The 12,910-nt window shown below is 69.9% G+C and carries 11 protein-coding genes; 2 read left to right on the forward strand and 9 right to left on the reverse strand.

The window, feature by feature from the left end; translation table 11 throughout:
• From JGS39_RS27335 to JGS39_RS27370, 8 genes are all read right to left on the reverse strand, one after another.
• Positions 1 to 1,091: ATP-binding protein (locus JGS39_RS27335; RefSeq protein WP_219572264.1), on the reverse strand; the 1,091-nt coding region annotated here is incomplete at its 3' end.
• Positions 1,092 to 1,237: 146 nt separating this feature from the next.
• Complete coding sequence (locus tag JGS39_RS27340) at positions 1,238 to 2,236, reverse strand: MBL fold metallo-hydrolase (protein ID WP_219572265.1); 999 nt, start codon at positions 2,234 to 2,236, stop codon at positions 1,238 to 1,240.
• 397 nt (positions 2,237 to 2,633) lie between these two features.
• Positions 2,634 to 3,887 carry an RICIN domain-containing protein gene (locus JGS39_RS27345; protein WP_236064367.1) on the reverse strand — a complete coding sequence of 418 codons (1,254 nt, stop codon included), beginning with the start codon at positions 3,885 to 3,887 and terminating at the stop codon, positions 2,634 to 2,636.
• Positions 3,888 to 4,014: 127 nt separating this feature from the next.
• Positions 4,015 to 5,190 (reverse strand): Gfo/Idh/MocA family protein, encoded by a 1,176-nt coding sequence (locus JGS39_RS27350; protein WP_219572266.1) that lies wholly within the window; start codon positions 5,188 to 5,190, stop codon positions 4,015 to 4,017.
• A 42-nt stretch (positions 5,191 to 5,232) separates the two neighbouring features.
• Positions 5,233 to 6,873, reverse strand: a complete 1,641-nt coding sequence (locus tag JGS39_RS27355) for a type 2 periplasmic-binding domain-containing protein (RefSeq protein WP_219572267.1) — start codon at positions 6,871 to 6,873, stop codon at positions 5,233 to 5,235.
• 45 nt (positions 6,874 to 6,918) lie between these two features.
• The gene (locus tag JGS39_RS27360) at positions 6,919 to 7,878 is read right to left on the reverse strand and encodes a carbohydrate ABC transporter permease (protein ID WP_219572268.1); all 960 of its coding nucleotides are present in this window, start codon (positions 7,876 to 7,878) and stop codon (positions 6,919 to 6,921) included.
• A complete protein-coding gene (locus JGS39_RS27365; RefSeq protein ID WP_219572269.1) occupies positions 7,875 to 8,885 on the reverse strand; it encodes an ABC transporter permease in 1,011 nt (336 codons plus the stop codon). Before JGS39_RS27365 ends, JGS39_RS27360 begins: the two co-directional genes overlap by 4 nt.
• A 333-nt stretch (positions 8,886 to 9,218) precedes the next feature.
• Complete coding sequence (locus JGS39_RS27370) at positions 9,219 to 10,052, reverse strand: DeoR/GlpR family DNA-binding transcription regulator (protein ID WP_219572270.1); 834 nt, start codon at positions 10,050 to 10,052, stop codon at positions 9,219 to 9,221.
• A gap of 186 nt (positions 10,053 to 10,238) precedes the next feature.
• Here JGS39_RS27370 and JGS39_RS27375 point away from each other — a divergent pair, with 186 nt between their 5' ends.
• Together JGS39_RS27375 and JGS39_RS27380 are read left to right on the forward strand one after the other, a co-directional pair.
• Positions 10,239 to 11,123, forward strand: coding sequence for an SIS domain-containing protein (locus tag JGS39_RS27375; RefSeq protein WP_219572271.1), 885 nt, complete (start codon positions 10,239 to 10,241; stop codon positions 11,121 to 11,123).
• A gap of 28 nt (positions 11,124 to 11,151) precedes the next feature.
• Positions 11,152 to 12,057 (forward strand): acyl-CoA thioester hydrolase/BAAT C-terminal domain-containing protein, encoded by a 906-nt coding sequence (locus JGS39_RS27380; protein ID WP_308120740.1) that lies wholly within the window; start codon positions 11,152 to 11,154, stop codon positions 12,055 to 12,057.
• A gap of 57 nt (positions 12,058 to 12,114) precedes the next feature.
• Here the strand turns inward: JGS39_RS27380 and JGS39_RS27385 are convergent, their stop codons facing one another.
• Positions 12,115 to 12,693, reverse strand: coding sequence for a hypothetical protein (locus JGS39_RS27385; RefSeq protein ID WP_219572273.1), 579 nt, complete (start codon positions 12,691 to 12,693; stop codon positions 12,115 to 12,117).
• Positions 12,694 to 12,910: the final 217 nt, after the last annotated feature.

A 12,910-nucleotide genomic window follows, 5' to 3' on the forward strand; every position in this document is an offset into this window, starting at 1 on the left:
CCCGCGCCCGTGTCGGCCGGCCCGGCCGGGGCGGGGCCGGCCGACACGGGCGCGGGGGCCAGGGCGGAGAGGCTGTGGTCGTCCTCCAGCACCGTCAGCAGATGGGCGGGGACGCGCAGGATCGTACGCATACCGCCGAACGGCGAGGCCTCGATGTGGCAGTGGAAGCCGTACTGCACCACCAGCTTTCCGACCACGGCGAACCCCGTCTGCGGCGGGTCGCCCAGTTCGGTCAGCAGTACCTCGGAGGGCCCGGCCAGCAGGGCGCGGGCCCGGTCGAGCGCATCGTCGTCCATGCCGATGCCCGCGTCGTCGACCACCAGGAACGCCCCCCGGCCGCCGCTCTGCTGGACCGTCACCTGCACATCGGTGTCGGGGTGCGAGTAGGCGGTGGCATTGGCGAGCAGTTCGGCGAGCGCGATCGCGAGGGGTTCGGCGGCCCGGGCGGCGAGCCCTAGGCGTTCGTCGCGCAGGTGGTTGGCCACCTTGATCCGCTCGTAGCCGGCGACGCGGGACTGTGCGCCGAGCACGATCTCGACGAGGGGCGAGTTCTGCCGGGCCAGGCCGGGCCACGCGTCGCAGAGCACCGCGGTGGACTGGGTGCGGCGCAGCGCGAGTTCGTTGCGGAAGTCCAGTTGCAGGATGCGCGGGTCGTCGTACTCGTGCTGGAGTTCGTGCAGCAGTTGCTGGGACTGGTTGAGCAGGGACTGGATCTTGGCCGAGGTGCCGCGCATCGCCGCGCGGGCGGCCGCGTCGACGCGCTGCCGCTCCTCCATGACCGCGGTCCTGGCCGCCTGTACGGCCTCGGTGAGCAGCCTGGCCGCTCCCCCGTCGACCTCGGCCGCCTCCCGCAGCCCGGGGACCTGGGCGCTGGGGTGGGAGAGGGCGAGCGCGGCGGCCGGGATCCGCTTGCGGGCCAGCTGCCGGATCTCGTCGACGAGGGCCGCGGTGCGGGCCTCGGCCGCCTTCGCCTGGCGTTCGGCGAGCTCGGCGTGGGCCACGGCGAGCTGTTCCGAGCGTGCGGCCCGGTAGGAGCGTGCCGTTGCTGCCACGGCGGCTATGACGGCGACCACCGCCACGATCCATGCCATGCCGTTACCGCGTTTCTGTCGTCGGGTGGGCCCTGTGCCCGGGACGGCGGGGGCTGGTCCTGTGCCCGGGACGGCCAGGGCCGATCCCGTTGCCGCGGTACCGAAGTCCGGTTCCGCTGCCGTCGCGGCGGGCGGGGACCGGGTGGTCAGACCGCCGGGCCTGCCGTTCCACGGGCTTGCTCCACTTCTTGCGCGACCGCTGCGACGTCGGTCATGACCTGGAGAACGCCGGGGAGCTCGGATCCGTCGAGCTGCCGGTACTCGCTGCCGATCGTGACCACCAGCCGCTCCGGGAGGCCCAGTTCGGGGTGACGCCCCTCCCCGATCACCCGGCGGGCCGCCTCCACGGCCGGTACGCCGGCGCCGTGGAAGGCGTGTGCGCGCTCGCGCACGTACTCGAGGTAGACGATGTGATCGCGTACGCCCGCCCGGTCCAGGACCGGTCCGTGACCCGGCACCACGGTCTCGGCGCCGGTGTCCAGTACCTGTTCGCAGGCCGCGATCACATTGCTCAGCGGGCCGGCCCAGTGGATGGGGTGGTCGCCCGGCTGCTGCGGGGTCGAGGAGAAGATGATGTCGCCGCTGAACACGACGCCCTGCGCTGGCAGGTGGACCATGAGGTCCCCCGTGGTGTGCGCGGACGGCAGGGACGTGATGCGTACGGGGTACTCCCCCAGGGTCAGTTCGAGCTCCCCGGTGAAGTAGGTCGTCGGCCGGACCGGATCGGTCTGCGACCAGTCGAAGGGCCCGAAGTGACGGCCGAGGTAGGCGCCGAGCGCGGTGGCCGGATCGCTTCCGTTGACCAGGGCGTGCTGCTGCTGCGGGGTGGGCTCGTAGTGGATGTGCTCCCGGGCCTCGCGGGTCGCGATGATCTCCGCGTCCGGCAGGACCCCCGCGCCCCAGAAGTGGTCGCCGTTGGCGTGCGTGACGATCACACGGTCGATGGAGACACCGTCGGGCAGCAGCTTCGTGCTCTCGGCCAGGAACTGGCCCGCCAGCACCGTGTCGTACGGGGTGTCGATCCAGAGCGCGCCACGGGGCGAGACGAGCAGGCCGCAGTTGGCCAGCCCCCAGCCCCGTTTCGGCGGGAGCCATGCGTACAGGCCCCGGCCCAGGTCAACGACGTCTCCACCCGTGATCGACATGGACGCGATTATGCCGACCCCGATCCGGTCGCGCGTTCGAACCCGATGACAACAGGACCTTGTTGGCGTGAAATCGCCTTTCAGTCACCCCGAGGCCGGTCGGCCGGTGACAGTCCGAGAGCAGTCGAGCGGGGCGCGGCAGGGAACGACCGGAAGATTTTTGAGCAAACCCCCCGGCTGCGGGCGCCCCGTTACGGGTGCACGTCGGACCGTCGTCAAACCGGCGGAGACCGGTTACCCACCGAGCATGGCTGGAAACAGACGCATGGAACGTGGGTGAGACCGCCTGAAACGGACACCGAAGCCCTGGATGAGCCATCGGGCCGGACGCCGGAGCCCCCGGACGGGACCGCTGGAAGCGGCCCGCCGGGGGCCGGTGGCTCACGGCCCGGCGGATCTAGTAGGTCGCGGGCACGTTCCACTGCTGGTTGGCGCCACCGTGGCAGTCCCAGAGCCCGAGAGCGGTCCCGTTCGCCGTGTCGCTTCCCGGGACGTCCAGACAGCGCCCCGACGCCTTGTTGACGACCGCGTGCGTGGAGGCGTTGTACGTCCACTGCCGGGCCGGGTCGGTGACCGCCCCGCCCGCGCCGGTCCCGGCACAGTCACGCACGCGTACGGCGGCCCCGTTGCCCGTGCCGTCCGCGGCGAGGCAGTAGTCGGACGGGAGCCGCAGCGTGCCGTCGGCCGCCTTCACCCACGCCTGGTTGGCGCCGCCCGAGCAGGTGTAGAGGTCGGCGACCACACCGTCCGCGACACCCCCGAAGGCGTCCAGGCACTTCCCGGCGGGCCCGGTCACCGCGCCGCGCACCGAGTTGCCGACGGCGAGGTTCTGCACGGTGGAGCCTGCCGCGACATCGATCCGGGTCATCGGGGCGCAGGCGTTGGCGCTGCTGGACGTGGAGGCGACCGCGGCGGTGACCGTACCGCCGTTGCCCGTCGGCACCCCGAAGCGGGCGTCGCTGAACGGCTGGTCGTAGCAGTTGGCGCGGGGGTTGTTCCACTCGAAGTACTCGGTCCAGTCCACCATCCCGGAGGGCGAGATGGCGGTGGCCGGGGTCTTGATGGCGCCGAGCTTGTACGAGGCACCCGTGACGGTGTCAGCGACGGTGGCACCGAACCAGCCGTCGCCCTCGGCCGCGACCTCGAAGGTGTAGCGGTGCCCGGCGGTCCAGTCGAGGTTCATCCGGCAGCTCATGCCCTCGCCCTCGCCGCCGAAGGTCTGGCACCAGCTGCCGGACGAGCCCGCTCTGGCCTCGGAGACGTCCCAGACGGAGAAAAGAAGCGTCCGTTTCGACCCGCCATTGGACTGCATCCCGAAGTACGCGCCGCTGCCCCGGTCGAAGCCGAACTGGTGGCTCCAGAAGATGTTCGCCCGGTATCCGGGGTCGTGCGGGACGGTGGTGGACCAGGTGACCTCGGTCAGTACCGGAGCACCGGAGAAGGAGTAGTTGGTGTAGGTGCCGGGAGTGACTCCCAGCTCGGCGGCCCGGGCGGAGGCGGCCGTAACGGACTCGGCGGCCCGGGCGGGGGCGGCCATGCCCGACTCCGCGGCCCGGGCGGAGCCGGCCGTACCCAGCAGGGCCAGGGTGGCCGCCGCGGCAGTAGCGGTGACGGCGGCGGTGATCGTGCCTAAGACGTGGCGCAGGGTCATGCGATGCACCTGCTTCTGGTGAGGGGAATGGGGATCGTTGCCTTGCATGCACCGGCTCGGTGCACTGGTGCGGTGAAACCCGCCGGACAGGGCCCCGGGCCCTGTCCGGCCTTTCCCGGTCAGATCCTCAGGAACGGACCTGCCCGCGTTCGAAGTACGCGACGAGTTCGGGGTCGAGAGCCGGCACGTCGTACGGCGCACCGCCCTCGCGCAGGGAACGGGTCGCGAGAACACCGGCGGCGACGCTCATCCGGGCGGCGACCGGTGAGGTGTCGGTGACGCCCCCGTCGCGCACGAACCGGCAGAACTCCTCCATGATCCGGGTGTCGCCGCCGCCGTGCGAACCGCCGGCCTCGGGCACCCGGTAGGTGATGTCGGCGTCGGCGCGGTATCCGCTGGGTCCGGTGTTCCAGACCTTGACCTCGTCACCGGGGCTGTCGCCGAAGTTCTCCAGCCGCCCCTCGGTGCCGATGACGGTGTAGTTGCGCCAGTAGTCCGGTGTGAAGTGGCACTGCTGGTAGGCGGCCACGACGCCGTTGTCGAGCTGCATGTTCATCACCGAGACGTCCTCGACGTCGACGATGTGGTGCAGGTCCTTGCGGGCTGTCGGCGGCCAGTCGAACTCGCGCAGCCAGTTGTCCGGGCGCGGGGTGTCCGGCTCGCGGCGCGGCAGGCCGCCGTAGACGAGCAGGTCGCCCAGCGCGTTGACGCGCCGGGTGTAGCCGCCTGCCAGCCAGTGCAGCACGTCGATGTCGTGCGCGGCCTTCTGGAGGAGCAGTCCGGTGGTCCGGGTCCGGTCGGCGTGCCAGTCCTTGAAGTAGTAGTCGCCGCCGTATCCCACGAAATGGCGCACCCAGACGGCCTTGGGCTCCCCGATGTCCCCACGGGCGATGATGTCGCGCATCAGCCGTACGACGCCCATGTGGCGCATGTTGTGGCCGACGTAGAGCCGGGTCCCGGTCTCGTACGCGGCACGCAGGACGTTGTCGCAGCTCTCGACGGTGATCCCCAGCGGCTTCTCCACGAAGACCGCCTTGCCGGCGCGGAGCGCGTCGATCGCGATGACCTCGTGGGTGTCGTCCGGGGTGGCAATGATGATCGCGTCGAGGTCGTCCCGGTCGAGGAGCAGCTTGTAGTCCTCGACCGCGACATCGGTGCCGAAACGCTCGGCCTCGCGCCGGCGCACCTCGGGGTCGAGGTCGCAGACGGCGGTGATCGCCGATCCCTGTCCGGGGTGGTGGGCGGACATCGCGATGGAACGGCGCAGGCCGAGTCCGATGACACCGAGTCGCAGGTCTGACACGGGAGTCCCTTTCCTTGTATGTACGGGTCGTGCGGGCGGAGACTACTTACCGGCGAGCGATGCCTCGAACTCGGCGCGCATCTTGTCGCCGCCGCCGGAACGCCACTTGCTCAGCTCCTCCTTGAAGGCGGAGAGCGGCTTGCGGCCCGCGATGATGTCCAGCTGGACATCGCTCATGGCGGTGGTGAGCGAAGGGCTCTTGCTCGTCGACGTGTCGGAGAAGTGCCCGCTCGTCGGGTTGGACTGGCTGATCTTGAGGAGCTCCTGCTGCCAGCCGTGAATCCTGCCTGCCAGCTCGGCCTTGCCCGGCAGGTAGACGTACTCGGGCCCGGCGGCAAGGAAGGCCAGCGGCATGGCCGTGGTGACCGCCTCGGAGTTCCCCTTGGCCGTGAGCTCGACGTCGCCCTTCGCCGTGCGGTTGAAGTGTTTGCCCTCGATGCCGTTGTCGAGGAAGAGCCGCTCCTCCGTACCGAAGGGGGCGGCCAGGTAGTCCATGACGCCCAGCAGCATCTTCACGCGTGCGGCGTCCGCCTTCTTGTTGATGGCGGTGTAACCGACGGATCCGTAGCCCATGCTGTAGCGCGGCTTCGCGCCCTCCTTCGCGGCGAACGGCACGATGACGCCGAACGGGAAGTCGTACGTCTTGGCGTCCACCAGGAAGCTGGGGAAGGACTGCACATACGCGCCGAGGCTGCCCTGCGCCATCTTCTCCATGGTGGTGCTGAGGTTCGGGTCCGGCCAGAACAGACCGGCCTTCGCCACCTTGACGCCGAAGGCCAGGGCCTCCTGGTACTCCGGCGTCTCGTACATGTGCGTCAGCTTGCCGCCCTCCAGCCGCCAGCCGCTGGGCGCGCCAAACCACTGGCCGAACATGCCGACGTGGTTCACGTATGCCGGCTCCAGGACGTACTTGTTGCGCTTGGGGTCCGCAAGCTCCTTGCCCTTGGCGAGGAAGTCCTCGGCACTCGTGAACTCCGCGCCGCCGACCGGCTTCCAGAAGTCCTCGTTCACGACGTAGACCTGGCCCATGGAACCGTAGGCCACGGTGACGCCACGGATCTTGCCGTTGATCACGGCGGTCTTCCAGGCGGTGGTGGGCAGGTTCGCCAGGTTCGGGTACGCCTTCACCGCGTCGCCGGAGAGGTACGGGGTGAGGTCGTGGAACTTGGCGTCCAGCAGCTCGGGCACGCGCTGGATGCCCTGGTTCGGCGGGAACCAGACCAGGTCGGGTATGTCGCCGCCGGCCATCATGGCGTTGAACTTGGTGAGGTACGCGTCCACGCCCTGGTCGACGACGATCGTCATGTCGAACTGCGCCCCGAGGCGCTTGTTCAGCTCCTGCCAGTAGGCGTTCTTGCCTTGCGGCGGGGCGGGGGTCGTGAAGGTCTCGGTGAGCGCGGTGATGCGGCTGCCGTCACCGGGCACCTTGGCCACCGACTTGGTGAGCTGCTTGGGGTAGCGCAGGTAGGTGGCGTCCAGACCCGCCGCGTTGCCCGCCAGGTCCGCGGGGGCGGTCTGCGCGGCCACGTACGTCGGCAGCTTCAGCTTGGCCGATGCCTTGGCGCCGCCCTTGCTGACCGTCGCGCCGCTGCCGCAGGCGGTCAGTGTGGACAGACCGGCCACGGTCAGGCCGGCGATTCCCGCGGCGCCCATGAAGCCGCGCCGGGACAAGTTGGTGGACATGGTGCTCCTAGAAGTGTGTGGCCTGCGGGGGCGGGGGTGGCTGGATCAGCCCTTGATCGCCCCGGTGAGGACGCCCTTGACGAAGAACTTCTGCAGGAAGGGGTAGACACAGAAGATGGGCACGATGGCGATGATCAGCACGGCCATCTGCAGCGAAGTCGCGGGCGGGACCGCGTGGACGCCCATGGCCGACGCGTTGATGCTCTGCCCGTTCAGTACGTAACTGCGCAGGATCACCTGGATGGGGAACTTACTGGAGTCGTTCAGGTACAGCACCGCGTTGAAGAAGCTGTTCCAGTAACCGACGGCGTAGAACAGGCCGACCACCGCGAGGACCGCCTTGGACAGCGGGAGGACGATCCGGAAGAGGACGGTGACCTCACCGGCCCCGTCGATCCGCGCCGCGTCGTACAGCTCCTCTGGGATGCTCTGGAAGAAGGAGCGGACGACCACGATGTTGAACGCGTTGAGCAGGACCGGGAGGATCAGCGCGGCATAGGTGTCCAGCATCTTGAACTGCTGGACCGCCAGGTACGTCGGGATGATGCCGGGCGCGAAGAGGAAGGTGCCCAGCACCAGCAGCAGGATCGGCTTGCCGAGCACCGTGCCGGGACGCGAGGTGCCGTACGCGATCATCACCGTGCACGCCAGGCTGAGCGCCGTGCCGATCAGCGTGATGCAGATGGAGACCAGGGCGGCCTGCGTGACGACACCACCGGAGAGGATGACCCGGTAGGCCTCCAGCGTCGGGTGGTGCGGCAGGAGTACGTAGCCGCCGTTGGCGTTCAGCTCCTCGCGGCCGGCCAGGCTGGTGCCGATGGCGAGGACGAACGGGTAGAGCACGATCACGGTGAGGACCACCAGGGCCGCCGCTTTCGCGCCCTGTCCGTACCAGTGGGGGCGCTCCATCCACGGCGGCCTGCCGTGGGTACGGCGGGGGCGCGAGGCGCCCAGGGGTGCGGACCGCGCCGTGCGCAGCCGGCTCACGACGGACTGCTGACTCATCGGTACACTCCCTGCTCGCCGAAGCGGTGGGCCAGCTTGTTGGCGGCGAGGATGAGCGCGAATCCGATGACGCCCTTCATCAGTCCGGCGGCGGTGCTCATGCCCCAGTCGCCGTCGACGACGCCATGGAAGTATACGTAGGTGTCCATGACCTCGGAGGCGTCCGGGCCCACGGCGTCACGCTGCAGGATGATCTGCTCGAAGCCGACCGAGAGGATGTCGCCGAGCCGCAGGATCAGGAGCATCAGGATCACCGGCCGGATGCCCGGAAGGGTGACGTGCCAGATCCTGCGGACCCAGCCGGCGCCGTCCATCGCGGCGGACTCGTACTGCCCCATGTCGATCGAGGCGATGGCGGCCAGGAAGATGATGGTGCCCCAGCCGCAGTCCTTCCAGATGGCCTGGGCGGTGATCAGCAGCTTGAACGTGCCGGGGTCCGTCATCACGTTGCCGATGGTGACCCCGTGCTCCATCAGCAGCGTGGTGACCGACCCCGCGCCGCCGAGCACCTGCTTGAACATGGCGACGACGACGACCCAGGACAGGAAGTGCGGGAGGTACACGACGGTCTGGATGAACCGCTTGATCTTCTCGCTGATGAGCGAGTTGAGCAGCAGGGCCAGAGCGATCGGCGCGGGGAAGTACAGGAGCAGCTGGATCGCGGTGATCTGCAGCGTGTTGGAGACCGCGCTCCAGAACTCCGGTTCGGCGAGCAGCGCGGTGAAGTTCGCGAGGCCGACGAACGGGCTCTGCTTGAACCCCAGGAACGGCTGGTAGTCCTGGAAGGCGATGACGTTGCCCGCAAGCGGCAGGTAGAAGAAGAGCGCAAAGTACAGAACACCCGGCAGGCAGAGGAGCAGGAGCGTCCTGTCCCGTTTCAGCCGGTACCGGAGCGGCTGCCGTATTCGGCCCTTCCTGCCGTTCTTCCCCGCGGGGCGGTCCGCGTCGTCGGGGTCGCGGGGCTGCGGCTCGGGTGGCCGCACGGCTGTGACCGGCGCATCTGCCATCGTCACAGGCACCTCCAGGGCTGATGGAGCGAGAGAACGTCCCGCATACGTGGAGGCGGTACACACCGGTTCGGGTGGGTTCGCGACTCCTGCGCGGCGACAGCCCACATAGTTCACGATCAGACACCACCATGGCAAGAGTTGCTCATTCCGCTGATGTAACGAACATCTATTGACATGTAAAAGTCGCGGTAAGCACCACCGGAGGAGGAGCAGAGAGTGCGAAACAGTCACATAAGTGACACATAATCGCCGCGAGCCGATGCCGACGAGGGCTGCTGCACCGTCAGAAGCGTTGCTGTTGTGCTTGCTTGTGATCAATTACCGCCATGCCTATGCACCTTCAAGCACTGCGGAACCTGACTCGGGCGCAGGCATGACGGTGACACCGGCCTCCGTGAAGCGCGCAGCAGCCTCGGGGGTGACCCCCTTGTCGGTGACCAGGAAATCGACGGCCCCGAGGTCGCAGACGCGCGCGAAGGCCCGCTTGCCGATCTTCGACGAGTCTGCCGCCACCACCACCCGCTGGGCCCGCTGGGCGAGGAGCCGGTTGATGCTGGCCTCACCCTCGTGATGGACGTACGCACCGCGTTCGGTGTCGATCGCGTTGACACCGAGCACGGCGACGTCCAGCGTGATCTCGCCGAGCACACCGCTGGCCAGCGGGCCCGTCAGTTCGTACGACTGGGGCCTGGCCACACCGCCGGTCACCACGATCTTGATCTGCGGCCGGATCACCAGCTCGTTGGCGATGTTGAGGGCATTGGTGACCACCGTCAGGGTCGGCTGCCCGGACACCCCGCCCGCACCTTCACCCACGAGATCGGAGCGCACGGCGAGCGACCGCGCCACCTCCGTGATGGTGGTACCGCCGGTCAGCCCCACTACCTCGCCGACCGCGACCAGTTCGGCGACGGCACGGCCGATGGCCTGCTTCTCCGGAGCGTTGCGCCCCGTCTTGTAGCGCAGCGCCAGTTCATAGCTGACGCCGTGCGCGACCGCCCCGCCCCTGGTGCGGGTGAGCAGTTGCTGCTCGGCCAGCTGGTCCAGGTCCCGGCGGATGGTTGCGGCCGAGACGTCCAGCGCCCTGGCGGCGTCCTCGACGTCCACCCGCCCGTGTTTGCCGACGAGTTCCAGCAGTGCGTTCCACCGGGCATCCCTGGACAAGAGAACTCTCCTTACAGGTCCGGTCTGCGAGCACCCATCCCCTTGGGTGCGATCACCGGACACGCGCAAGCGTGGGCACAAGGCTCCGCCGAGTCAAGCCAGCTGCACAGAGAATGCTTGATAATGCTCGCTCGTCGCGGGTAACGTGCGTAAACGAGCATCCCATCACCAGTTCGGAGTGCAAAAGTGTCATTTGTCGAGATCGAGACAGCCAGTCAGCCGGACTGCTGGCGCCGCGCCGCAGACCTCGCTCCGAGCCACGCCGCCGCACTGCCCGCCCCCGGCGAGCGCATCGCCGTCGTCGGTTGCGGCACCTCGTTCTACATGGCTCAGGCCTACGCCTCGCTCCGCGAGGAGTCCGGGCAGGGCGAGTCCGACGCCTTCGCCGCCTCGGAGTTCCCCACCCGCCGCCGCTACGACCGCGTCGTCGCCCTCACCCGCTCGGGCACCACGACCGAGGTGCTCGAACTCCTCGACCGGCTGCGCGGGACCACCCCCACCGTCGCCATCACCGCCGACCCGAACACGCCGGTGATGACGTCCGCCGACGCCGTCGTGGTCCTCGACTTCGCGGACGAGCAGTCCGTGGTGCAGACCCGCTTCGCCACCACCCTGCTGACGCTGCTCCGCGCCCACCTCGGCCTGCACACCGACGCCGTGGTCCGCGACGCGGAGACCGCGCTGGCCGAGCCGCTGCCCGAAGGCCTGCTGGACTGCTCGCAGTTCACCTTCCTCGGCCGTGGCTGGACGGCCGGTCTCGCCAACGAGGCCGCGCTGAAGATGAAGGAGGCCTCGCTGTCCTGGACGGAGGCGTACGCCTCGATGGAATACCGGCACGGCCCCATCAGCATCGCCACCACCGGCACCGCCACCTGGACGTTCGGCGCCGCCCCCGAGGGCCTGCGCGAGCAGGTCCTCGCCACCGGCGCCCGCTGGGTGGAGAGCGGCCTGGACCCGCTGGCCGAACTGGTCCGCGTCCAGCGCCTGGCCATCGCCCGCGCCGCCGCCCGCGGCCTGGACCCGGACAGCCCGCGACACCTGACGCGGTCGGTGGTCCTGGCGGAGGCCTGAGCCAGCGGTGGAAACCGAGGAGCGCACCGTGTGCGCCGGGCCGGACGACGGCGCCGACGCCTGGACGGGCTTCCTCGCCGCCCCCGTGCACGGCAGCGGCGCCGGGGTGCTCGTCCTCGCCGGGTCCAGCGGACGGGTCGAGGAAGCACGGTGCCGGCTGCTGGCCCGGGAAGGGCTGACCGCCCTGTCGGTCCGGTGGTTCGGCGGGCCGGGGCAGCCACCCGGCATCTGCGAGGTCCCGCTGGAGACCTTCGTGTCCGCAGTCGCTCGGCTGCGTGCGCACGGCGCACGGCGCATCGGCGTCCTGGGCACCTCCAAGGGCGCCGAGGCAGCGCTGCACCTTGCCGGGCTCCACGGCGGCGTCGATGCCGTGGTCGCTCTCTCGCCCACCTCGGTGACCTGGGCGAATGTGGGACCCGGCCGCGACGGCAGCGCGCACCCTCATCGGTCGTCCTGGACCTGGCGGGGCAGGCCGCTGCCGTTCGTCCCCTACGACGACGCCTGGAGACCGGGCGAACCGGAGGGCGCACCCGTATCGGTTCTCGGCTGGTACGAGCGGAGCCTGCGGGTCTTCGCCGACCGCGTCCCGGCCGCGTCGGTCCCGGTGGCCGGGCCCGGCACCGAGCTCGTGGTGGTCGCGGGAGGCGACGACCTGATGTGGCCCTCCCTGCGGTTCGCCGGGGAACTGGCCGCCCGTCGCAGGGCGGCCGGTCTCCCCGTACGTCTGGTCACCCACGCCGGTGCGGGGCACCGCCCCCGGCTGCCCGGCGAGGGCCCCGCGGCCCCGTCCGACCGTTTCCGGTACGGAGGTTCGCCCGCCGCCGACGCCGCCCTCGGGGCGGACGCCTGGCCGCACCTCCTCGGCGCGCTGCTCGGCACGGGCGCCTCCGGGACGCCCGGACACGGCTCACCCTCACCGGACGCACCGGCGTAGGAGGCGTGGAGCCCGGGCCTCAGGCCGCCCCTGGGCGGCCGTCACGGGCCCGGACCGTCAGGACTCCTCGAAGTAGGCGTCCAGGACCGCGTCGAAGCCTTCCGTCCACTCCTTGAGGTTGCTCCTGGCGGCCGCCTCGACCTCGGCGTTGAACCAGCGCCGGGTCGACATGTGGACCGTGATCGTGAACCGGCGGCCGAACCGGGCCGGCTTCAGTTCGACGGCGCCGATCTCGTCCCAGCGGAAGTCGGCCTCCTGGTCGTCCAGCGTGAACCGGATGCCCTCACGGTCCGCGGAGATCGAACCGCGCCGGTCGCTCACCTCGAACGACGGACCGTCGTCGGCTCCGTCGCCCGACGAAGCGCCGTCGGCCTCGTCCACGTGCTCCTTCTCGTCCTCCTCGTCGTCCGCCGCCTCCCCGGCGACGGGCTCGGCGTCGGGCGCCGCGTCCTCCTCCGGTGCGGCCTCCACGACGGCATCTTCGGGCGCGGAACCCTCGGGTGCGGGCTCCTCGGTCCGCTCCGGGTCCTCGTCCGCCTTCGCGGCGGCTCGAGGGGCCGTGAGACCGGGGATGTACGCCGGGTCTGTGCCTGCGTCGTACGCGGGCTGAGTCTTCGGATCTATGCGCTGCTCCACGGCGGGCAGTATGGCCGACGAACCTGTACGGGGCCAGTGAGGCCGTCGTTCACCCGGCCGGGGAGAGGGCGTGGCAAGGGGCGGACCCACCCGCTCGGCCCGCCCCTCCCGTTACCTTTTTTGTGGCTCCGCAATGGGGCTACCGGCCTTCGGGTCCGGCATGACTTCCCCCCCTTGTTGCAGTTGATGATCCGGGGGGTGGTGTCACCGGGCCCGG

The organism is Streptomyces poriferorum (genome assembly GCF_019399235.1).
GTDB lineage: Bacteria > Actinomycetota > Actinomycetes > Streptomycetales > Streptomycetaceae > Streptomyces > Streptomyces poriferorum.